19 protein-coding genes and 1 pseudogene are annotated in these 24,291 nt (G+C 34.8%); 7 read left to right on the forward strand and 13 right to left on the reverse strand.

Annotated elements, in window-relative coordinates; translation table 11 throughout:
• The first annotated feature begins 35 nt into the window (after window positions 1–35).
• Together tatC and AC625_RS19370 are read left to right on the forward strand one after the other, a co-directional pair.
• Window positions 36–776: a twin-arginine translocase subunit TatC gene (gene tatC, locus AC625_RS19365; RefSeq protein ID WP_049682779.1), complete on the forward strand. Its 741-nt coding sequence runs from the start codon at window positions 36–38 to the stop codon at window positions 774–776.
• A gap of 249 nt (window positions 777–1,025) precedes the next feature.
• Window positions 1,026–1,607: an undecaprenyl-diphosphatase gene (locus AC625_RS19370; protein WP_049682780.1), complete on the forward strand. Its 582-nt coding sequence runs from the start codon at window positions 1,026–1,028 to the stop codon at window positions 1,605–1,607.
• 227 nt (window positions 1,608–1,834) lie between these two features.
• Here the strand turns inward: AC625_RS19370 and mprF are convergent, their stop codons facing one another.
• The gene (mprF, locus tag AC625_RS19375) at window positions 1,835–4,378 is read right to left on the reverse strand and encodes a bifunctional lysylphosphatidylglycerol flippase/synthetase MprF (protein ID WP_049682781.1); all 2,544 of its coding nucleotides are present in this window, start codon (window positions 4,376–4,378) and stop codon (window positions 1,835–1,837) included.
• 475 nt (window positions 4,379–4,853) lie between these two features.
• Here mprF and AC625_RS19380 point away from each other — a divergent pair, with 475 nt between their 5' ends.
• The gene (locus AC625_RS19380) at window positions 4,854–5,486 is read left to right on the forward strand and encodes a LysE family translocator (RefSeq protein ID WP_049683832.1); all 633 of its coding nucleotides are present in this window, start codon (window positions 4,854–4,856) and stop codon (window positions 5,484–5,486) included.
• A 396-nt stretch (window positions 5,487–5,882) separates the two neighbouring features.
• Here the strand turns inward: AC625_RS19380 and AC625_RS19385 are convergent, their stop codons facing one another.
• The 3 genes from AC625_RS19385 to AC625_RS19395 form a co-directional block, all read right to left on the reverse strand.
• On the reverse strand, window positions 5,883–6,659 hold the full coding sequence (locus AC625_RS19385; protein WP_049682782.1) for an AraC family transcriptional regulator: 777 nt from the start codon (window positions 6,657–6,659) through the stop codon (window positions 5,883–5,885).
• Between the two features lie 26 nt (window positions 6,660–6,685).
• Window positions 6,686–7,261, reverse strand: a complete 576-nt coding sequence (locus tag AC625_RS19390) for a LysE family translocator (protein WP_049682783.1) — start codon at window positions 7,259–7,261, stop codon at window positions 6,686–6,688.
• Between the two features lie 480 nt (window positions 7,262–7,741).
• Window positions 7,742–8,122, reverse strand: coding sequence for a winged helix-turn-helix transcriptional regulator (locus AC625_RS19395; protein ID WP_049682784.1), 381 nt, complete (start codon window positions 8,120–8,122; stop codon window positions 7,742–7,744).
• 265 nt (window positions 8,123–8,387) lie between these two features.
• Between AC625_RS19395 and AC625_RS19400 the strand changes: the two genes are divergently transcribed.
• Window positions 8,388–9,104 carry a 3-ketoacyl-ACP reductase gene (locus AC625_RS19400; protein WP_049682785.1) on the forward strand — a complete coding sequence of 239 codons (717 nt, stop codon included), beginning with the start codon at window positions 8,388–8,390 and terminating at the stop codon, window positions 9,102–9,104.
• A 320-nt stretch (window positions 9,105–9,424) separates the two neighbouring features.
• Here AC625_RS19400 and AC625_RS19405 read toward each other — a convergent pair whose 3' ends face one another.
• On the reverse strand, window positions 9,425–9,880 hold the full coding sequence (locus tag AC625_RS19405) for an SRPBCC family protein (protein WP_049682786.1): 456 nt from the start codon (window positions 9,878–9,880) through the stop codon (window positions 9,425–9,427).
• A 500-nt stretch (window positions 9,881–10,380) separates the two neighbouring features.
• Between AC625_RS19405 and AC625_RS19410 the strand changes: the two genes are divergently transcribed.
• Both AC625_RS19410 and AC625_RS19415 read left to right on the forward strand, forming a co-directional pair.
• Complete coding sequence (locus tag AC625_RS19410) at window positions 10,381–10,869, forward strand: DUF5342 family protein (protein ID WP_049682787.1); 489 nt, start codon at window positions 10,381–10,383, stop codon at window positions 10,867–10,869.
• A gap of 671 nt (window positions 10,870–11,540) precedes the next feature.
• Window positions 11,541–11,735, forward strand: a complete 195-nt coding sequence (locus tag AC625_RS19415; protein ID WP_049682788.1) for a hypothetical protein — start codon at window positions 11,541–11,543, stop codon at window positions 11,733–11,735.
• A gap of 432 nt (window positions 11,736–12,167) precedes the next feature.
• On the opposite strand, the gene AC625_RS19420 is transcribed toward AC625_RS19415, so the two are convergent.
• The 7 genes and pseudogenes from AC625_RS19420 to AC625_RS27945 form a co-directional block, all read right to left on the reverse strand.
• Window positions 12,168–13,418: a nickel pincer cofactor-dependent isomerase, group 22 gene (locus AC625_RS19420; protein WP_049682789.1), complete on the reverse strand. Its 1,251-nt coding sequence runs from the start codon at window positions 13,416–13,418 to the stop codon at window positions 12,168–12,170.
• A gap of 94 nt (window positions 13,419–13,512) precedes the next feature.
• The gene (pdxA, locus tag AC625_RS19425) at window positions 13,513–14,511 is read right to left on the reverse strand and encodes a 4-hydroxythreonine-4-phosphate dehydrogenase PdxA (protein ID WP_049682790.1); all 999 of its coding nucleotides are present in this window, start codon (window positions 14,509–14,511) and stop codon (window positions 13,513–13,515) included.
• Between the two features lie 137 nt (window positions 14,512–14,648).
• Window positions 14,649–15,986 carry a four-carbon acid sugar kinase family protein gene (locus tag AC625_RS19430; RefSeq protein WP_049682791.1) on the reverse strand — a complete coding sequence of 446 codons (1,338 nt, stop codon included), beginning with the start codon at window positions 15,984–15,986 and terminating at the stop codon, window positions 14,649–14,651.
• 325 nt (window positions 15,987–16,311) lie between these two features.
• Entirely contained in the window at window positions 16,312–18,081 is a 1,770-nt protein-coding gene (locus AC625_RS19435; protein ID WP_049682792.1) for a sigma-54-dependent Fis family transcriptional regulator, read from the reverse strand.
• Between the two features lie 361 nt (window positions 18,082–18,442).
• The gene (gene larE, locus AC625_RS19440) at window positions 18,443–19,252 is read right to left on the reverse strand and encodes an ATP-dependent sacrificial sulfur transferase LarE (protein ID WP_049682793.1); all 810 of its coding nucleotides are present in this window, start codon (window positions 19,250–19,252) and stop codon (window positions 18,443–18,445) included.
• Between the two features lie 672 nt (window positions 19,253–19,924).
• Complete coding sequence (locus AC625_RS19445; protein WP_049682794.1) at window positions 19,925–21,271, reverse strand: gluconate:H+ symporter; 1,347 nt, start codon at window positions 21,269–21,271, stop codon at window positions 19,925–19,927.
• A 249-nt stretch (window positions 21,272–21,520) separates the two neighbouring features.
• Window positions 21,521–21,658: pseudogene (locus tag AC625_RS27945) on the reverse strand (4-hydroxythreonine-4-phosphate dehydrogenase PdxA); the annotation flags it as partial.
• Window positions 21,659–22,746: 1,088 nt separating this feature from the next.
• On the opposite strand from AC625_RS27945, the gene AC625_RS28655 reads away from it, so the two are divergent.
• Window positions 22,747–23,427, forward strand: coding sequence for a TerC family protein (locus AC625_RS28655; RefSeq protein WP_049682796.1), 681 nt, complete (start codon window positions 22,747–22,749; stop codon window positions 23,425–23,427).
• A 328-nt stretch (window positions 23,428–23,755) separates the two neighbouring features.
• Here the strand turns inward: AC625_RS28655 and tpx are convergent, their stop codons facing one another.
• Window positions 23,756–24,256 carry a thiol peroxidase gene (tpx, locus tag AC625_RS19460; protein WP_049682797.1) on the reverse strand — a complete coding sequence of 167 codons (501 nt, stop codon included), beginning with the start codon at window positions 24,254–24,256 and terminating at the stop codon, window positions 23,756–23,758.
• Window positions 24,257–24,291: the final 35 nt, after the last annotated feature.

Here is a 24,291-nt window from a genome sequence, read left to right on the forward strand (position 1 = left end):
AATTATCTTTTAATAGGAAGGTGTGGCGGATTACTTTGGTTGAAAAAAAATTTGATGTAATAGAACATCTAGATGAATTACGTAAAAGATTGATCATTTCTGCTTTAGCTTTCTTAGTATTTCTAATTATAGGGTTTATGTATGTAAAAAATATTTATCTCTTTTTAATGGGAAATCTTGATTACAAATTGCTTATTCTAGGACCTAGTGATATTATGTGGATCTATTTTCACATCGCATCCTTAGTAGCAATTGCAGGAACGATACCAGTTACAGCCTGGCAAGTTTGGTTGTTTGTAAGACCTGCTTTAAAATCACATGAAAGAAAAGCAGTTTTAGCCTATATACCGGGGGTATTTATTCTTTTTATTTGCGGATTGGCATTTGGCTATTACTTCATATTCCCAAACATCCTAAGTTTTCTTATCAATCTAGGAAGCGACTTAATGACAACATCCTTCACAGCTGACAAATACTTCAGCTTTTTAATAAATATTACTTTGCCATTTGGTATCGCTTTCGAACTACCTCTCGTAATGATGTTTTTAACTACACTAGGAATTGTAAATCCTTATACAGTAGCTAAGTTAAGAAAATATGCCTATTTCATTTTGGTGATTATTGCTTCTATGATCTCGCCACCTGAATTTATTTCCCATATTTCAGTAGCTGTTCCATTAATTCTTATATATGAAATAAGTGTTTTCCTATCTAAGTTCGTTTATAAACAAAAGCAAAAAAGGTATAAAGTTGACAAATGCAAAAGCATTGACTAATAATATAAGCTTATAATAAGTCCACAAAATAAACATTGAGTTGATTGTAGATATGATTTTAGATATATTGAAAAAACATCAACTAGGTGGTTTTTTATTATATTCAGAACAATTTCTGGATTTTTTTCCAATTTTGTGGTTTTTGATGCCATGACCACAGAATAACAAATTTCCCGTTTTTCACAACTGTAATAATAATTTAATCATTGTGTAGATCTATTCAAGGAAATTGAAGCAAAGGATGATTGTATGAATTACGAATTATTTAAAAGCATCCATAATCTATCTGGCCATAGTCAGGTATTAGATAACTTTATGGTATTTATTACGAATAATGCTATTTACATGTTTGCGTTGGCACTTTTAATTCTTTGGATATTTGGTGGTAAAACCATAAAACGTGCTGTATTATATGCCGGAGGAACAGGACTTATTGCGTTAGTCGTAAATGTTCTTATTGCTCAAATTTACTATGAGCCACGTCCATTTGTCACCCATCACGTCCAAACCTTGATTCCTCATGTTGCGGATTCTTCATTTCCTAGTGATCATTCGACAGGCGCTTTTACGATTGCAATCGCCATGTGGTTTCGTTGTAAAAACATCGGTATCCCAATGTTTATTTTAGCCCTATTAACAGGTTTTTCTCGCATCTGGGCGGGACTTCATTATCCGTTTGACGTAGTAGGCAGTTTAATTGTCGCAGTTGTCGTATCTTATGTGATTGTAAAATTATCAAGATTATTCGATCCACTTATCAACTGGATTATTTCTACCTATGACTCGATTTTTGGCAAAAAAAACAGATCTAATAAATCTTCTCGAACTTAAAACTTTAAAAAAAGAAGGAAACGATGTAACAAGCCGTTTCCTTCTTTTTTTAATTTAAGGAATATTGATAGTTAAAACCGGATAGCCTTTTTCGAATATCTAGCACCTTAATAAAGACTTACTCATTAATGCTAACTTTACGATTGAGCGGAACAAGTAAGTTTTTTGTTAATTGATAGTATGATTTTAGATATTTTCTCACTTTCACGGAAATTAAAGAAGCATGACTAATGTCTCAATTTTTTCCTTTTCTTTCCAATCAATAAGGTGATTTGTGTCATAGTAAAAGGCAATGACGTTTTTTTGCGGTACGCTAAATATTTAGGTTGCCATGTATCAGCATATTTTTCTTTAAATTTTCTTAAACCGTGAAAAGAATAGAGAAATTGCCCATGCATAAATATTTGGGAAGCTATTTTTTCACTTAAAAATGAATACTTTGAAAGCCCAACATTCGATAAAGGTGCCATCCCGATATTAAAGGATTTATATCCTTGTTCTTTTGCCCATTCAAATAATGTTAGAAAAACAAAGTCCATCGTTCCAGATGGCGCATCCTTACCAAATCGCATCAAGTCCAAAGAGATTGTTTGTTTTTTATCATAAACCGGCATAATGTTTACAAATCCAAGAATCCTCTTTCCTTCATCTTTAACAACAGCAATCTCAGCTTTATTAAGGTAATCCTCATCAAAAAAACCGAGGGAAAAACCTTTTTCCGTTCTTCCTTGAAGCCATTCATTGGATATTCCCCTAAGTTCCTTCATTATATCTTCATCAAAAGGAGGAGCTACAATCCCAAAATGATAATTCTCTCGTTCAAACTTGTTTTTTACTGCCCTGGCTCCTTTCATTTTTTTCCCACTATATGAAAAACTGTCTAAATCAACGTAAGCTTCCTCGCCGAGCTTAAAAAAGTCATACCCGTTTTCATGAAGATAAGGAAGCATCGTGTTGCTAACCTCATAAAAAACAGGTGTAAATCCATAAAGATCAGACGTCTCTCGGAATTCTTCTATTGCGAGAAGCATTTCATCACGTTCACCAATAGGATCTCCAAGGACCACAAGCTTGTCAGAATATATCTGATAAGAAAACATGACGTTGTTCTTTTTATTCCAATAAATATATTTATCATGTAAAAAAATTAAATGCGTTAGAACCGTTCCATTAAATTTATCTAAATGCTCCATAATTTTCCCTTCCTGAACAAGGGATGCTTCCATACTCCATTTTTTATCCCGACTTAACAAATAACCCACAATAAATAGAGACAAAGCAATAAGCAAGCCAATTAAAGCGCTATTAAATAAATCATGATAATCTTGAATCACAAAAGGCGATAATTTTGAGTTCACTTTCAATTTCGAGGAAGGTAAATTTAGATATCCAATTAAAACATACATGAAGGTAATCATGACGAACACCGCTATATCGAAAATCGTTTTGCCCCAGCTTAATATAAAATTTTCTCTGTAAAAACGTTTTTTGGACATTCTCAGGAGTACGATAACAATCAGAAGATACAATGCCTCTTCATAATCAAGTCCTTTAAAGAAAGAAAATAAGGCAGCCAAAAATAATACACCCATAGTTAGCGGATACGACCGTTTCACCTTGTACTGAATACTTCGGGATAAACCGAGCAGGATAAAACCTGTTGCAACGGAGAGCTGATGCGATATATTCATGATCGGCAAGGATAAAAATTCCTGGGCAATTTGTAACCTTCCAATAATTCCCGGTACCGCTGCTGAAAGAAGTAAAATAATGCCTGAAAAAAAGACCAAACAGGTTAATATTACATGGCTTATTCTCACTATGACCACATTGGGAACATTGTTCCATGATTTATTCCACTTGTTCCAAAAATCTTTGATAAAGAGAAAAACTCCTACGAAAAACGGCAGGATAAAATAGCCTATACGATAAAATAGCAGTAGGACTAGCACCTTCTCATCCGGAACACCCAATGCATGGGTTCCCCAAATAAAGACTAAGTCAAAGGATCCAAAGCCCCCAGGAATCATACTGATAATACCAGCACATGAAGCAACGATAAAAATAGGGACAAGATCGTTAAAATAAATGGGGAGATTCAACATAAAACTTAATAACCAAATAACAAAGAATGCGCCTATCCATTCAAGCAAAGAAACCATGAGTAGTTTTATCACAATTCCTAAATCAATAACTGAACCAGTTGCTTTTTTGCGTTGGATAATATGAACAATGATAAAAATCGGCCAATACATACCTACGGCTACAACGGCCCAAAAAAGCCATCTTGTATCTTGAATAAGAGGGGAATTCCTATAAGCGACAAGTACAATCCAGGAAAGCAAAGAGATACCTGTAAGTGTAAAAAGTGAAACAAAAGCAATTTTCTTCACCAGTCTTTTCCTGTCATCTTCATATTCATTATAGAAATAGGTTCTCAACGCAACTCCAACAAGACCTCCAAAACCAATTAAGTTTGAAAAGGTATTTGCAACAAGAGACTTTTTTACCAACTCTTTTAAAGAAACTCTAATCCCTAATATTTTCACTAAAAATACATCATAAAAAACCATAGGAAATATGGAGCAAAAGGTAAGTAAAAGAACAAAGAGCGTCTTAGCAAAATGCAACTGACTTACTTCATGACGAAGTAATTGAACGTCTACGTTTCCTGTGAACTTTTTCATTTCAAAGACGGCCAGGACTAATAAAATCAATGGAAAAATAATTTTTACAATCCTAAATATCTTTGCTTTATTAAAACGTTTCATACTTATTCACCTCATATATTTCTCCTTGCTTGCCTTCTATGGATAGCTGCATCTTATGTACGTAAAAGAAATGCTACTATTTTCAGATGTAAAAATAGTAATATAAGCTACACTTTGTATCGATGCGTGCACAAATATTCGTGTAGGAATAGACTTGTTCTATTACGGAGACCAAAATCCCAATATAAGAACGACGGTTATGTAACTAATATTTAGTCTAATAAATAGCCGTTACAAAGTGCCTATTTATAAGTTATTAGCTAATAGGTTAGGAAGTATACCAGAAACTAATTGACAGAGTCATCCATTTTACTTTAAAAGCCTTGTTCCACATAATGCCCCTTAACGGAACAAGATAATGTGTTCATTAGATTGAATAAAATTGCTTATTCCTGGATAATTATTTATATTTTTATGCTACTATACATATATAAACGGACGTATGAAGGGATCAAATTTGAAAGATGTGTTTTTTTTGAGTTTATTTTTTACGTATCTTCTAGCAGGTCTTGCCATTGCCATGCCTGTAGGAGCCATGACTGTTGAAATGACGAAGCAAGGTCTAAAAAAAGGTTTTTTACATGGATGGGCTGTAGGTTTAGGTGGAATGACAGTCGATCTCTTATTAATTATTGCCTTATATATGGGATTGGCTTCTATCCTTTCAATCCCATACATTCAATTACCGATGTGGCTTATTGGTGCCTGTTTCTTAGCCTTTTTAGGGTATGATTCAATCAAAAACTCGAATCAAGATATTACACTAGCTGGCGATAAGCCAAACAAATCCTTTATGAACTCCTATCGTAATGGTTTACTCGTAGCTATTTCACCAGGTAATCTCGTGTTTTGGATTTCCGTTTTTGGAGCTGTACTTTCCGATTCCTATGATATGACACACCCTAATAAATTTTTAATCGTTGGAGCAGGTATATTAACTGGTATCCTAGTCCATGATGTTGGTCTACTTTCGATTGTTGCGATAACAAGGAAAGTGATGAATCAAACAATGATAAAATGGGTATCCATCATCGCTGGATTTATTTTAATAGGCTTTGCGGGGTACTTCTTATATGAATTTATTATCACAATTAAAGGAGTACTATAAATCATGTTGATAAAAGACCAATGATGTTATTCCATTAAAGGGTTCATCTTTGATGAAATAATATCACTGGTCTTCTTATTTTTTATAATTTGATCATACTATTTCTTTCTACGTTCTTTGGAATGAAACATCTTAATTGGAATTAGTTCATGAAAGTTCCTTATTCTATACAATACTGACCCACACTTGAAGCTGGTAGCTTTAAATAAAGTTTGATTAAAAATATCTTACAAACCAGTATTTTACGATACATAAAAAGAATCCATTTTGAAAAAAGATTGATCAAAGTGGATTCTTATCCAACAGATTTACGTTTTGGTTTTATAAAAAGTTTGAGCATTTTCTACCTGTGTTTCTCTACAAACGCGCCCAATTGCTGAAGATCGATTATATTCTTTAATTTAAATGTGATATATATTCAAATGCTGTTGTTCCATATACGCTTTTAAAGTGTTTATTTAAATGGGTTAAATCAACAAAACCACATTCAGCTACTGCTGAATAAATATCTCCATTTTTTTCTATTAACTGCTTTGCACGTTCTATCTTGCAGTTAAGAAAATATTGGTATGGTGTAATTCCAGTATGAGCCTTGTACAATCTGATAAACTGAAATTTTGATAAATCAAGCTCTTTACATATCTCGTCAAGCTTAAGTACATTTCCTAAGTTGGCATGAAGCATATCCTTTGCTTTTCTAATTAGAGCGTTATCTTTCTTATAGTCTGTAGAAAGATTCGTTTGAATAAGGCTATCTGTGAGGGATAAGAATAATTCACTGCACAAAGCCTCATCTTTTTCGCTTAATATGGCATTAGAAAGACTTAATATTCTTTGTTCAAGTCTATAATCATACACAATAGGGGTTGAAAAACGTACGATATCCTTTTTCCGAGTAGCCTCTAAAAGCAATTGTGGCTCAATATATAGCATCACATAATCAAGGCCTGCCTCATCATGTGCCATTCCGTCATGTACCTGTTCTGGATTAAAATGCATAACACCATTTTGATAGGATAATTGTAAATTGCCATCCAAGTTATAATGTTGAATACCACGCAATGTTACACCTATTGCATACTCCTTATGAGCATGATTTTTATATGTGAAATCAGTAATACTTGCGGACAACGCAGTAATACCTGCCGATTTTTTATAGATAAATTTATCCATATAAATTCACCTCTTATTTAGCTTCCCTACAACCATATCATTATTCCAGAATAAGCTAATAATAATGCCATTACTACATTAACTATTCTTTTATGCTTCTGTAAAAACTCCTTGAAGATAGTACCGAAAAGGACCCATGTAATAAATGCTAAAAATCCAATAAGAGTTATAACTACAACACTTATTAACACCGCAGGCATTGAAGTATAATAGGGCATAATAAAGCTAGGAATGACAGTCATTGTAAATAGGACCACTTTTGGATTTAAAAACTGCATAAGGAAGCCTGACATAAAGGTACCTGTTTGGTTTACAGTTGGTTTTGATGTATCTGTTTTGAATATTTGAAAAGCGAGATAGAGCATATACAAGCTTCCGATGATCTGCATAATGATTATAATTTTTGGTATGATCGTTACAAACATCGTATTCAACGTAGCAAAAATAACAAGTAATAAACCAAAGGCAACAGACGCTCCATATGTATATTGCATGGCCTTTTTTGTCCCCCAATTATGCACTGTAGATAATATGACGATATTTGTAGGTCCCGGTGTAAAAGTAGCAATAATACAGTATATTAAAAAAGATGTAATACTCATGATGAAAACTCCTTTCAAGATATTCTCATCAAAATATACATCTTATAATTAAATGGCTATAGTATATTATTGCAGGAATATATAGAGCTTCTGGAAAGTTAACTCTACAAATTTAGGGTGCTGATACGTTACATTTCATTCTGTAACACAAAATAAAAGAAGGGTTTTATTAGTTTTTGTGTAATACTATGACCGTTAGTTTATGTGTAATGCTTCACATTTAAACAAAAATCTCACTATCACCTTTAACTTCGATCTTCAACCATCTGGCCCTATTCATAAAGAAGGAAGCTTTTCTTATTAAAGAAGCGCACGCGATTATAGAACAAGATAAACCTTATTTCTCTTTCTGCCTTTTTAACATAAGTAAAGAAGAAGTCCGAGACTTTTTATACAACAAAACATCTTTTTTTATATTCAATATTACTCTTTCTAACATTTAAAGAAATTCATACAACTGGAAATAATCTCGTTTTTTTCTTATTCAAAATAATTGTTTTCTTGTTTAATTTGATCTATTCGTTTTTTTCCCCATTCATACATCATCTCAACGATTGGTAATAACGTCATCCCAAGTTCAGTCATTGAATATTCGACTTTCGGAGGAATTTCTGGAAACACTTCTCTATGAACAATTCCATCCTCTATCAGTTCACGTAATTGGTTTGTTAACATCTTATGGGATATTTTTGGGAAAAGTCTTTGGAGTTCGCTAAAGCGATGTGGCCCTTCTACACCTAAATGCCACAAAATAACAACTTTCCATTTTCCACTAATAATCGATAAGGTAAGTTCTTTTTCACAATGATAATCATGAATTAATATTCTCTCTTTAATCTCTTTTCTTAATGTATCTGCCATGGGAGCTAACTCCTTTTCTTATAATAGTAACCGTTTGGTAACCTCCGCACCAAAAAGTGCATTCTTCACAATGTAGAAAACCGGAAGTAGAATGAAGTTAGTCTTAAAGACAAATCTTTATCTATTTAAGGAGGAAAACAGCGTTATTAATTATATCACCAAAACAATTTTATCAAACTCACCTTACTTAATTATTAAAACGTTTTAGTTTAATACACTTTATTTCGTCTAAAATAAAACTATCTCATCTAAAGGAGCGAAAAACATGCAAACAATCGCAGGAAAAGTGGCGTTAATTACAGGAGCAGGGCGTGGAATTGGACGTGCAACAGCGATAGCTTTTGCCAAAGAAGGAATACATGTAGGCCTAGTTGGGCGTACACTTGAAAATTTACAACAAGTAGCAGAGGAACTTAAACAGTATGATGTAAAGGTAGCATACGCTTGCGCAAATGTAGCGGATTTAGACTCGATCACCACAGCAGTTGAATCCATTCGTGGCGAACTGGGTGCAATCGATATTTTAGTAAACAATGCCGGCATTTCAAAATTCGGTAACTTCATGGACTTAACACCTGAAGAATGGACAAATATTATCGATGTCAACGTAAAAGGTGTGTACTACACAACACGTGCGGTATTACCGGAAATGATCGAGCGTAACACAGGCGACATCATTAATATCTCATCAACAGCTGGTCAAAAAGGTGCACCAATTACAAGTGCATACTCGGCTTCAAAAGCTGCAGTGATCGGACTAAGTGAGTCATTAATGCTTGAAGTGCGTAAGAAAAATATTCGTGTGACAACGTTAACGCCAAGTACGGTTGCAACAGATATGGCTGTTGAGCTAAACTTAACAGACGGCAATCCAGAAAAAGTGATGCAAGCAGAAGATTTAGCAGACTTAATGGTTGCACAGCTAAAACTTCATCCGCGTGTTGTATTAAAACATGCTGGACTTTGGTCGACGAATCCTTAATAGAGCTATTCGAAATATCAAGACGCTATCCGATGTATTTTGGATGGCGTCTTTTTAGAATAAGAAGCTCTAATAGGGGTACTGCCAACCCGTTTATCACATGAACGGCATCACGAGGAGCATTGGTATTAATGACATTTGTGTAGTAAGAAGAAAATTATAAAAAAAGTGGGTGTTTTGCAGCTTATTACTCAATAAAATGGCCCGTTTGCTTAATAAGCAAACATCCACATATAAATTTTTCAAAACGGAAAACTTGATTACAAACAGTCAAGCTTTGTTTTAAATCCACAGTAAAGTTCACTGTTAGTGAAAGTTAGTTAAGTCATATTCTCGGCAATCTTTTTCAGTGCCTTTGCACGAGATATGATAAATGATCTCATATACTTTTCCAAAAACAACGTATCGGCTAGTACACCCATTGGACCGAATGGAGATTTATATTGAAATGTATCGATCATTAAAGTTCCACCCGATTCTTCGACGAACTGATGGGTGTGAACAAAGGAATGGAAAGCGCCCTTCACCATAATATCTACAAACTTATTTGGTTTTTCCATTACTGTCACTTTCGCTGTCAATCTTTGTTTAATACCAAGGTGAATGGCTTCCCAAGTAACGATATCTCCCTCCTCTAATAACCCTTCGGTCACACCACCAACTGCTCTCTCCTTTGTTTTCGATGTTGTTTCGGTATGAATATCCACGTTCCTCGCTAAGTCAAAACATACTTCGATTGGTGCTTTAATCAATTGTTGATACCCAATAACCGGCATATCTCCTTCTCCTTTTACATATTCTCTAACACTACCATTATTATAAAGTGAAACTTCTATCAACGGGAGTCTTACTAACCGTTAATGTGAGATAGATCACATGATTGGACGTTTCACTTTCTTCTACGATTCTAAGGAAACTTTAAGATAACTCTTCTATTTCTTTAAGCTCAAGCCGGTATGATTCAACTATAGACAAAACGAGGAGGTTATCACGCTTGAACATTATAACAATTCTATTATCAAGCGCTGTACTCGCAGGTGCTCTAGGAGCTCATTCAATGATTGATAACCAACCAGAAATTGAATAAACAAATGAACCATTACAAACCATTAATGAATCAAAAGCAAAGACGATTGCCTTAAACACAAAAAAAGGCGGTTTAGTAACAAAACTTACCTTTTTCTCCTACCCACATTGTATCGTGTCAAACGAAATATGAATGGTTCCAATTAAGCTAACGAAACATCATGGAGTAAACTTTTTAGGAGGTTTTATTATGATTCAAAATTTTAAAGTGAAAACATTGTTTAAAGATCAAATTCATGAACGTCAGCAATTTACACTTAGCTTTGAAGGGGCTACTTACCAAGGAATTTTCCACAATGAAGACATTCAGTGGTTTTATCCTCAACCTCATACTAAGTTTGAGGATAGAGACATTAAAGCTTTGGAATCTAAAGTGTATGAATTGATGCAAAACTACATCCATCAAAAATTTAAAGTAAAGCCGTTGTTTGAAGATCAAGTTCATGAACGTCAGCAGTTTACACTAAGCTTTGAAGGCGAACATTATCATGGGATTTTCCACGATGAAGAAATTCAGTGGTTTCATCCTCAACCTAAACATAATCTTGAAGAAGAAGACCTTCAAGATTTGGAATCTAAAGTGTATAAATTGATGCAGAACCACATCTATCAAGACTTTAAAGTAAAACCATTTTTTGAAGATCAGCTTCATGAAAGTCAGCAGCAGATCACATATTGAAAAAATTTGTAAAAAGGGTCTGACCTCGCACTCTAAATCAGTAGGTAGTGTTTCATACACTTATCTTATACTGTATTAGTTGTTGCGGGGTCTGGCCCTTTGCTTTTCCCCCCTCTTATTTGTTTCCGAGACCTATTATTGTCAAAATACTAGAGATATTTTTCTGTTACTCTATATCCATCGTTCATGTAATAACTAATGGGATTTTTCAATTATATGAATGTGTATAAATCATTCCATTCATTTTTCCTAATTACTGAACATACTGAGGAATCATGCTATACTTAGGTTAAATAAGGTTCGTTCAACCCGTTGATTTCACTAGTCTGAAGACAAGTACTATCATAACAGGTAAGCATAGTAAAAAAGAAACCATGATAGACGTGTAGCCAATCCATTCATTAGAAAAATTCGTGGATATGAACTGACGATTAAAATGTTCCGGATTATGCGATTGTGTTAGAGATCAGCGATATTAAAGAGCATTAGAAAAGAAATATGAGATTCAATGAGCGACTATCTATGATGAATGAAACACTTATATAAGGACATTAGAGGGCACTGAATGTCTGATTCCTAGCTATACAGGTAACGTTAACATACACCGGAGAAACGGATGAAGAAATAAAAGACGACTTAAATCACTTTGCACTTTAAGGAGGACTTATAAAATGACACTAGCTGAATACAATGAAAAGTACGAATCGATTATTCGCAACAGTTATATTTCGGACAGACAAAAAGCACTAAAATTAGCTGATTTACTGACCGATATGGAAGGGCAAATCAATGAGGCTGGGGAACCGTACAATAAAGAGGTTTTAACGTTATATAAAAAAGTATCTCTTCTATCCACCTTGTTATAATCTCTTGTTTACCATTCGACCTTACTTACTAGTGAGGTTCTTTTTTGGGAACATGTATTATCCGATTACGGCATTTCTGTTCTCCCTTTCCTCTTATCACCTCAAATATCTTATCACCCAAGACACATAGTTAATAGGTGGCAGCTTTCGCAAGATATGGACAGACAAATTAAGTAAACCATTTAAATGAAGGCATATTGTCCGCCAATAATTAAAAAGCCCTAAAACGAATAGATTATCCTAAACGTTTTAGAGCTTACATAACATTTAGTATAGAACCAAAATAAGTATACTCGCTAAGTAGATTGGCTATATTAGATGGTTGCGAAGCCCTGTCCCCATTTCCTTCGCACAAAAAACGGCTTCCAACTGGAAAGCCGTTTTTTGATGTTTGCTATCTCTTAAAGCCTACATCCTCACAAAAGATGCCTGTTACATCGGCAAGAAATAACCGTCATCATCAAATTTCATTTCATGCAGATCCTCTAAGACTTCGATATTTTCTTTATCTTTCAACTCATTAAAAATGACTTCAGATACAAATAACTCTCCAATATGAAGCGTATTTGGGATTCTTACAATTCTTGCCTCAACTGACGCAACACCCCAGTTAGCGCGTAGAGCTGCTTTTAGTGCTTCTTGGTCATTATCAAGAACAATCGGAATTTTAGCTCGATCTAAAAATGTACTTGTGACAACATTTTCATTCATTGCTTTATAATCAATTTTTTCAAAGAGACGCTTAGTTGTTAAATCAGATAAGCCAATCCCAAGCGCATTACCATGGCAAGCTTCACTTAAATTCGATGCGATAACATATTTTATATTAGGTTTTGCCGGCTCTTTTACTCCTAATACACGAATACGGCCAATAATATTCGTATCCATACCCGTACCACTGTAATTTTTCCCGATTTCATCCACTACTAAAATATCCATTTCATCTACTGGTAAGCTAGGCATTAATTTAAAGGCTTCCACCAATAATTCCTTTTCACGTTCCTCAACTCGATCTGGCTTGATAGCTTCAATGATTGCAGTTTCCTCATGTGCGTTTTCAACAATGGCTACTCCAAACAATGTATTTGGTTGTTTAAACACTACTTTTCCAACTTCAGGCATCATATCACGGATTCCTTCAATACCGTATGTGTGTAATGCAAGTGCTTGTTTGTGCTTCCCGATTCCAATGGATGCCATTTTCAAGACACCGCTTTCGATTTCCTTCTTAAAATCAGTATGCGGCTTAACACGGCCCATGATGATAATTCCATCTGCATGATAAGCATGTTTATCAAGATATACAGGGATGCCAGCTGATGTTACATCAATTTCAACAACTTCCATAGATGAACGAATTTCACATCCTGTTGACTTTTCGGTAACCCCTAATCCTTCCAGTACCTCAATTTGCCCTTCAGCTGTCGCTCCACCGTGACTTCCCATTGCAGGAATAATAAACGGAGTTGCACCTAATTTTTTAATTTCATCAGCAACACTTTTCACGATTAATGGTATATTTGCAATCCCACGACTTCCAACTGTAATCGCAACTTCCATTCCAGGCTTAATCTTATCCAATGCTTTCACTTGCTGAAATTGCTCTGTAATCGTTGCAGGGATATTCTCTAAACTTTTCGCTTGGAACTTTTGTCTTATTTTTGCAACCTTCGGAAAAGACATTATTCTACACTCCTTTTTAAACTAAATAGTTCAAATACTAAAGTGAGCAAGAGATCCATAATTGATCCCTTGCTTTCAAATCATTCTCTTTAAATTATTTCTCAGGAGCTAATTCAATCGCCATACGAATAGCTTCTTTTAACGATAGCTCATCCGCAATGTTTTTCCCAGCGATATCAAAAGCTGTTCCATGGTCAACACTTGTACGAATCGTTGGAAGACCGACAGTAATATTTACTCCAGCTTCTAGACCTAATACTTTAATTGGACCATGCCCTTGATCATGATATTGTGCAACAACAATGTCAAAATCGCCACGTTTTGCTCTAAAGAATAATGTATCTGCTGGAAGTGGTCCTTGTACATTTATTCCTTCTGCTTGAGCTTTTTCTATAGCTGGAATAATTTTTTCTTCTTCTTCACCATTTCCAAAAAGTCCATTTTCTCCAGCATGAGGGTTAATGCCACAAACTGCGATTCGAGGAGATTTAATCCCTGCTTTTTGTAATGTTTCATGTGCAAGTTTAATAACTGTATATTGACGATCAACGTTTATTTTATTAATGGCATCGATAATCCCTACATGTGTTGTCACATGAATAACTCTTAAGCCAGGAGCAGATAGCATCATTGCGAAATCTTTTGTATTTGTTAATTCTGCTAATATTTCAGTGTGACCTGGATAAATATGACCAGCTTTATGAAGCGCTTCTTTATTTAAAGGTGCTGTACAAATTCCTTGAATTTTTCCTTCGTTCGCATAAGCAATTGCCTTTTCTAAATAGCGGAATGCAGCATTTCCAGCCTCAGGAGAAACTTGTCCCCATGGTAAATCTTCAGAAACTAAATCTAAATCAATAATATCTATTGTGCCATATTGGCACTTTGCATCTTCAGGATTCAAAATGACATTTAATTGAAGATCTACATTTGTTACATCTAAAGCTCTTTTTAGAATTTTAAGGTCGCCAATTACAAATGGACGGCAATTTTCATATATGTTTTTATCATTTAAAGATTTGACGATAATTTCAGGTCCGACTCCTGAGGGATCCCCCATTGTAATCGCGATATTTGGTTTATTCGTAGTCATAATCTTTTCCTCCTGTTATCACATCATATTTCGCCAAGCATATGTCGAATGGCAGTTATTTGTAATTCGACATATGCTTGGCGTTGTTCCTGCTCATTTAAAACCTGATCTGTAAAAGCTTTCAATTTTAGTTCATTTTATGAATGATTAGTATGTCGCCAATCACTGTTTTTAACATGTGCATTTACTTCAGTAATTGTTTGAAGCGCCTTTGCAAGTGCTTGTTCTGTTCCAAATGCACCAGCTTTTGTAACAAGTGGCATACCGTCAAATGAACCACCGAACAATTTCCCGTAAGGTATACCAGCCTCTACTTCACCAATTACCCGAATTCCTTCGCCATTTAATACTTGACATGTGGCGCCTGCAATATCCCCACCTGTTAAAACAGCACCACAAATGTTCTTGCTTTCAATTAATTGACCAGCGATTTCTCCCATAGATTGGGCAATTGTATTACCTACATCAAAGTTCGATAAACCGAGTTTACGTTGAAGATCCTTTACTCGATTTATCGTCTCTCTCTCACGATTGGTAGTTACGACTAAATCGCCTTTTTCTAGTAATGCTTGACCCGCTTTAACAATACGTTCAATTTCAAATTTTCTCCTATCTTCGTAAAAGAATTCTTCAGGAGAAATCACAATTTCTTCAACATTATTTTTCTCTTTTAGATCTTGAATTTGTCGATGAGTAATAGAATTTACACTACCAGCTACTACTAACACTGGAAGTCGTTCACCATCCTGTGTCTTACGCAATGGCTCTTCATACTGATCTACGTTGGAAAGATGATAAGCAATACCAGCTGATCCAACCCAAAGGAAATTCTCATGTAACATTTCAGCAGCTTCGACAATCGTCTTTAATTCTTCATCAGTTGTTGCATCAACGATGATCATTTTTGACGTTTCACCTGAGGACAACGCATTCATTTTTTCTGATAAATGACTTCTTCCTTTTCGTACATCAGAAATTGAAATTAATTCGACTTCCCGCTTACTTTGCTCCTGTAACAATTTTGGTAGGTAACTTTCATTTACTGGGCAGGCGGGATCATTTGCAATTTCGGTTTCCTCTAATAGCACACCATTGACATAATGTTTGCCATTTATTGTAATTCTATTACTTTTCGGAAATGCCGGCACTACAAACGAAGTCTTATACTTAAACACATCCATTACTGCATCAATTTCTGGGCCAATATTCCCCCTCATGGTTGAATCTACCTTCTTAAAGACTTTTGAAACATCTAATTTGTTCAATTGCGTTGATATATTAAAAACTACATCATAAGCTTTTCCAGAATTTAATGCACGGCTATCTGAATTTAATACAATGACATCTTCACTTAAATGTGTTGGTTGTAATTGTGTATCTGAAAATAGTACTGTCGTATTTAAACCTTGTTTTGCAAATTGGACACCAGTATCATTAGCGCCTGTTAAATCATCTGCTATAACAGCTAGTCTCACCTACATCCCGACCCCCTTTATACGCATTATCAGTTTGTATTGTTTGCGTTTTTTTATTTTATTCCAGTTCATATCGCCTATTTATTATTACATTATAAGTTTTTCTATTTGTTTCTCATTTAATTCTGCAACATGCCGATTGTTTTTTTCTTAACCGCTTCATACTACAATTTTATTTCCAAACGCTAAAAACGTTTACAATAATAATAAATCAAGATGTTGCATTTAGCAATAATTTTTTATGATATTTTTCTTTAACTTTTTATTACGTTGCCATTTGCATCAATTTAAACTTTGATTTGTGCACACAAAAAAACGCAAGCTGTTATTTTAGCTTGCGCCACAATGTAGAACGGTTAATCCCTAAACGTTTAGCTGCTTTTGATTGATTCAACCCTTCCTCTTCAAGGACTTTAGTTATCACTTGTTTTTCGATTTCTTCTAATGTGCCACTTATATCGATATCTGTTAACGCACCATTCTTCTCTTGCTGCTCTAATCGTTTAAAAACTGTTTCAACTTCTTCCTTCTCGATATAATAAGAATGTGATTGTAAAAATAATTGTTCGATTACTTGCTTAAGTTGTTCTACATTTCCTGGCCAATTATAGTTGGTAATCTCTTCTAAAGCATCCGGTCGAATCCCGATTACTCGGTTTCCATATTTCGGATGTAATTCAGAAATAAATACATGAACTAAATCCTCAATATCTTTTCTGCGTTCTCGGAGTGGTGGTATATGAATTTTTAATTGTGACAATGCATTATACAAATCACGATGAAATGTGCCGTTTTTGACCTTTTCTTCCATATTATCCTCAGAAGACGCTAGCCATTGCAGCTTTTTATCTTGTTCATTCTTGAATATATGATATAACTCCTTTTGCATATAAGAGTTCAATTTATCGATGTTTTTTAAGTAAATGACTCCGTTAACGTATTTTTGAAAAAAGTCTTCGTTCATTAGATCTTTCAGTTGTTCTACACTTAATAAGTCACAATGTAATGTGATAAATGGTTCATTCATTGTTTTCCTTTTTAAATAAATGGAGTGGGCAGTTAATTCTTTTCCATTTCCCTCTTCCCCCGAAATCCACACAGATTCTTCACTTTTACTGTATTGATCTATTTGTTTTAACACCTTCTGAATCAGTTCGCTTTTCCCCGAAAGCGGGATATAAGAAGCGAATGTATGAAATTCTATTGCATCCAGGTTCACGTCCCCACCCTGTACAATAGCTTGATTAGGAAGGGGTTTTTCAAAATATAATACAATAGCATCTTCTTTAGGACATGTCGTTATTGTCCAAAATGAATGATTGATGTGAACTGTTTTTGTTTGCTTTTCACGTGTTAAGGCAGTTTCTTGTATCAATCTTCTTATATCTATCGAATTCTCTAATGTCATCCAATGAAATTCTTTATTGAAACGTTCATTCCCATAAACAATTTTCTCTTCTCTATTAAAAACCCCTATTGCCTGTTCGTTACAATCGAGAATAGATTGAAATAAAGAGACATCCTGTTGCAGCCGCGAGAATAAGCGATATGACCTTCTTGTTTCTTCTAATGCATCAAGAATAGCTTCCTTTCCGGATGTGATGAGAACTCCTGTCAGACCTAATTGCTTAGCAGCTTGAACCGTAACCACATCTCCGATTATCACCTCATAGCCATTTTCTTTAAAACTCATTAATTTTTCTTTAACCTCGATATCTTTTGTAATCGTTAATGTTTTAATGTCTAAATCAAGAAGCTTACATATCGTAGCAGCACCTTGTGTAATATTCGAGAATCCAACGATTGCAGCTTTACCTGAAAATCCTTTTACAAGTGTTAAAATGCGTAATACATCATAGCCAGACACCTGAATGTCAATCACTGGTATAGATACAGCCTCCTGAATAATTGAAGCTGTACCGCCACGGCTGATTATGACATGATAGCCATTTTTTTCAGCATCCTTTGCAATAGCCACTCCTTCATATAAATTACCTAACTCGATTTGTAATTGGATATCTTCAACTTCTTGATTGATCTCTTTCATCATTTCAAACAGTCCCTCATAAGGGACAATTGCCAATGCTTTAATCATTTTCCTTCACCTTCACCTTCTGTTACTAAAATCAACATAAATATTTCTTAGTAATTGCTTACCTTTTTTTGAAGAAATATAAAAAAATCCCTTTCAGGCTTAAGTTAGAGAACTTCCCTATAGCTATTTACCTCAAAAGGATTTTATTATTTGGCTCTTTCCTAGAAAATTGTCGCTTTTTACTTTTGAACCGCAGGCAAGTAGATGTATGCCTTGTCAGGCCTTTCAGAAAGATAGAGGCGCTCCTAGACAAATTCATTTGACCATCTGCAGCAATTTTTCTAAAAAAGGCGGTATAAAAGCAACATTATTGGGAAAACAACCTATTATTTCTAGTGATCCTTTTTTTGATAAACTTCCTTTAGTTAAGACTTGTTGTTAATACTTTATTCATGCTGCCACTTACATAGCCTTTAAGATCAAGGGTGACATATTTATATCCGAATCGTTGAAGGTTTTCTATGATATCTTCATGGTTAGTTAAAACTACCTGCATATCTTGAGGTTCTACTTCAATCCGAGCAATCTCTTGATGAGTTCGAACGCGCACTTGTCTAATCCCTAATCCCTTTATATAAGCCTCCGATTTTTCAACCTTTGTTAATTTTTCTTGCGTAATTTTTTCACCATATGCAATTCGTGAAGATAAACAGGCAAACGATGGTTTTTCCCAAGTAGGCAAATTTAATTGTTTTGAAAGTTCACGAATTTCTTCTTTATAAAGATTCGCCTCTTGGAGCGGCCCACGGACACCATGTTCCTTGGCTGCACGGACTCCAGGACGATGTTCACTCATATCATCGGCAATTAAACCATATACAACGTTTTTAAAACCCTTCTGATGCATAATCGGAACGATTTGTTCGAACAACCCATTTTTACAAAAATAACAACGGTTTCGGTCATTTTCTGCGTAGCCCGGTATATTCAGTTCAGAAGTTTCAATAACTTGATGTATTGCACCAATCATTTTGGCTAGCTTCTTAGCCTCTTCTAATTCACTTGAAGGGTATGTTTCAGAATCAGCCGTAACAGCCAAGACTTTTTCAACTCCTAAAACATCAACCGCAACTTTTAATAACAACGTACTATCGACTCCACCAGAAAAAGCAACAACAACATTGTCCATCTCATTTAAAATTTGTTTCAGTCGTTCATACTTCTCATTCATCCTAATTCCACCTATCTCTATATTTTCAAACTATTTTTAGTGTATAATGCGGTAAATCTATTGTCGGCAAAATCAACCTGTTTTATAGAGGTTGTTTATAAAGCCCGGTATAAATAGCTTACGAATTGCAACAAAGCACATTCGTGACCTTCTGTTAAAATCGCGCACGTCCTGTGCAAATCCACTCTTCACGTTTTACCGCATACGCAAAAGGTTAGAGTCTATCGCTTCTCGGCTCTTTTCATCCGCCTTTTTGAACATGCACTTATAGGGATTTCTTATCGACCCTAAAAAGAATTTGTGCATTTTGCAACACTATTCGATTATAAGCGAATTTCTACCAAAGTAAAAGTAGTTATTAAAGCGATTCCAAAAGTATTTCTTGTTACATTATGTTTTAGAGGATGTTCAAAAAGTCCGGTATAAATAGCTATCGAATTTCTCCGTCACTTTGGTCCTCACGTATTACCGCATACGCGAAAGGTATAGAGACTATCACTCCTCGAACTTCTCGGCTCTTTTTATCCTCCTTTTTGAACGCGCACTTCTAATATTTTTATAGAATATATAAACTGGTCAGATTGGCGAAAAGGGGTTCGGAATGAAACCATTCCAAACCCCTTTTATCTACAATCTGAGCAATGTGACACCATTGCCTTTTCACTTTTATTTTTAAAGAACTAAATCTAATAATAAAGTACATACCAATCCTGATACAGCAACAATGGTAGATAGTACAGTATACGTTCCAAATGCTTCTTTCAAGGTCATCCCCAATGACTCTTTGACCATCCAGAATCCAGCATCATTAACATGTGACGCAATTGCACTGCCGGCTCCAGTTGCAAGTGTTACTAATTCTAAGTTAACGCCGGGAATTGTAGCAAGTGATGGAAGAACCAACCCTGCAGTTGTTAAAGTAGCAACCGTTCCAGATCCTAAGCAGATTCGTAAGATTGCTGCGACAGTCCATGCAAAGAAAATAGGTGACATATGAGAACCTTCAAAGATTTTAGCAACATAATCACCAACGCCGCCATCAATAAGTACTTGTTTTAACGCACCGCCACCACCAATAATGAGGAGTAGCATCCCCAAAGAATTAATGGCTGATGAACATGAATTCATTAAATTCTTGATTGGAACATTTCTACGAAGTCCCATTGTATAGATCGCTAACAATAAAGAAAGCAACATAGCAGTCGAAGAGTTACCGATAAAACGAATAATTTTTACTAATATATTATCGTCAAATCCCAAAGCCGGTTGAATCATATCAATCGCGGCACCTAAAGCCATTAAAATAACAGGGAATAATGCTGTAAAGACACTGATACCAAAACCAGGTGTTTCTTCTAGTTTAAATGTTTTTTGAATACCAAAAGACTCACTGCCTTCTCTAGTAAACGCAGTCGGTACAATTTTTTTAGCAAGCTTAGGATACAAAATACCTGCTAAAATAACAGTTGGTATAGCGACAATGATTCCGTAAATTAAAACCAAGCCGATATTTGCACCATATTCTGCCGCTACTGCTGTTGGACCTGGATGCGGAGGTAAGAATGCATGTGTTGCTAAGGCAGCAGTAACCATAGGAAGACCTAAACGTACAATAGAAATTTTTAATTCTTTTGCAATTGAGAAGATAATTGGAACTAGTAACACAATCGTTACTTCAAGAAATAATGCGATACCCACAATAAATGAAGCAAATAAAACAGCCCATTGAATTCTTTTTTCCCCAAATTTGTTAATTAACGTTGTGGCAATACGATTGGCTCCACCTGCATCTGCAATTAACCTGCCGAGCATTGCACCCATTCCAAAGATTAATGCAATATGACCAAGTGTTCCTCCTAAACCGCTTTCAATTGATTTCATAACATCCGCCATAGGCATTCCCAATGCTAACGCTACGATGACTGAAACAATGATTAATGAAACAAATGTGTTTAATTTGAAACCCATAATTAAAATAAGTAATAAAAGTACCCCTATTGCTATAATTAATAACGGCATAACAATCCTCCTGATGTAATTCTGGTAGTTTTTATAGAAAAAATGCTACAATTTGTTTCTTTTACACATGACGTATATAGATAAGTTCCTACTTAAAACGTTTCTGACCCTTCACCAAATGACTAAAACGGTTCCTCTATATTAACTATCCCTCCCCACACTTGAAAGTGTTTACAAAAAAATACAGAAATATAACAAACTAAGACCATTCACCCTTTTTTACCCAATGATTCATTTAATTTAATACAAAGGTAATTCATTTAAAATAGAAAGCGTTCTATGGAAGTCTGTCATCTTAGCGATAATATGTCCTTGATCATGCTAAAGAGATAATATCGCAACATATTTTGCATTTAATGCGTAGAAGAATACAACATTTTCCGGAACTGTTGATTATCGCATCACCATGTGAACGTAAAATATTTTATACTCTCCGAATAATCTTGTCAAGTGGACAAAATGGATTGTGTTCGTTTATTTTTTTAACAATTATCATTTATTCATTACAAATCATGTAGTTCTATTTCACCTCATTTTTCGATAGGTAGGGTTTTGACCACTATTGCCACATAGATTATTGACTTGTGGTTATAAAAAGCCATTCTATTTTTATCCTTCATACAATCTATCGTTGGGCTAGTGGGATTGGTAATAGAACTGTTGCATAATTAACCACCAATATTCTAACAAGCCCAAGTCCTCCTAGCTGTAGTTTTTTAAAACCTTAATAATAAAAACTTTAAAAAGACTTTTCTACTATACTTTTCTTCCTGAAGTTTTCGGTAATGTTCATATGGCTTAAAAACATAACATAAGATAGCCAGCATTAGTTAGGGATTCTAGAGTAGAATAAAGTGAAACTTCAATCAGTGGGGGTTTTATTTATCCCCCACTGATTGTTAGTTGAACCAATCGGGCTTTTACGGGCAGTTTGTCCCCCACCTACGCTTCTTCGATTCCTCCAGGCCTTGAGGTGGGGGTCTTACTGCCCGTTAATGCGGGATAAACGGACTTTTTAATATTTGGCTACTTTTATTGTTTTTTGCTGTTGAATGAGAAACAAGCCTTCCTGAATTCTGCCCCCCACGACTGAAGCTGATCAGATTCTTTTTCACAAACATCCCATGAAAGATGCAAAGGGTAATATTTCAACATAATAGGAATACAATCTAATCATTGGACAACTCATTTGAACTAGTCGAATTGATGAACTGGATAAAACGGTTGCAACAACTAGTTGGGTTATTTGAATTAAGCAGGTATTGTTAGATAGAGGTTATTTTGATGCCTATAAAGGAGATGACATCAAATAATGGGTGCAAGGAGTTAGTGTTAGATCAAATGACTGACGACATATCAAATATTTCAAGGGAATTTCAAGTAACAATGAACTTTTCCATTCATCGAGCTTTCATTTCCAAGTTAGAAACTGTGCTTTTATTAAAAACAGAAAGAGAAGAAAAAGTGGAGGGAAGATGCAAGAATTTTTCAAAATATTTTTCATAAATTTAATATGCGACATTGACAATATGCTTATCTTAGGAACCATTTTGCGAAATCATTCTTGCTTACACTTAACCATTCCTGCAGCAATGCTCCTTACATTTACACGAACTATTTATGTCATTTTAATTGATAGACTTTCATATGTCCCAATGTTACAAATGCTGATGGGTATCATATTGCTTTTTATAGCCTACAAAGTTGTAACCACATTAATATGGGAGGAAGATCAATATAGCCATTCAACTCGCTCTACTAATTCAAAGGTGAAAGTATTGTTGCTTCTTGCGGCTACAGACTTTTTAATTTCATTAGATAATGTAATTGTCATTTCTAGAATTTCACAACACGTGGTGCCAGTTATCATAGGGATATTTTGTGGTCTTCTAATTTCACTCTTTTTTTTGCCACTAATTATCAAGCTTGTGAAAACTTTTTTTTGGATCAATATCATTGCTGGGGGTTTCATTACTCTAAATGCAATCAATAGTATTGTAAACGACCCAAAATTAGCGAACTGGATCGATTACATTAATTACTTGTTTCCAAATGCGAATATTGTAAACTTGGTGACTAACGGTGCAGTCATCCTTACTATAATAATAGGTATATTTTCGTATATAAAGCATCACCGTATAACGATACATAGGTAGCATGAAGATGCTTATTTTTTTAGAAATTATACGTACTTTTCTCGTCAAACTAAATTTGCGAATATTTGATCAATCCCCTACCAATAAACCCTTAAAAAAGTTCTTCCTGAATTTATGCTTTAGGATTTGTAAATAAGTAAGCATAAAATATAAAACTTTTAGTTAAACCGCTAAATCATTAGTGGTTTTTCCTATGTCGCAGTTTGTGAAATATGCTGCAATACCATTTTCAAGATGATAACTAAAAAAGACACAATTTCTTATACAAGAATTGTGCCCGCCTGCGAAATATTGAAAATGTATGAGCTACAAAAATAATTCTACTTGTTTATAATACTGCTCTAGCTGCTTCTAATGCTGCTTCGTAATTTGGGTGGTCTGTTGATTCATTGACATACTCAACATATGTTATTTTGTCGTTTGTATCAACAACAAAAATAGCACGTGCTAATAAGCGAAGTTCTTGAATAGCAACACCATATGCTTCACCGAATGAAAGATCACGATGATCTGATAATGTTTGTACATTCTCAATACCATTTGCTGCACACCAACTTCTCTGTGCAAACGGTAAATCAGCGCTAATAGTAAGAACCTGTACATTACCTAATTTAGAAACTTCTTCGTTAAAACGACGTGTTTGTGCATCACAAACAGGAGTATCAATAGAAGGTATAACAGAAATTAAACGAACTTTCCCTTTTGACTCAGCGAGTGTAACAGGTGATAAGTCATTCGCTAGTACTGTAAACTCTGGAGCTCTATCTCCAACCTTTACGTCGTTTCCTAATTGTGTTACTGGATTTCCTTTCCACGTAAAATTAACCATTTTAATTCCTCCCTAAAAAATATGTACAGTGCAAA

This window comes from Peribacillus loiseleuriae (assembly GCF_001183985.1).
Taxonomy (GTDB): domain Bacteria; phylum Bacillota; class Bacilli; order Bacillales; family DSM-1321; genus Peribacillus; species Peribacillus loiseleuriae.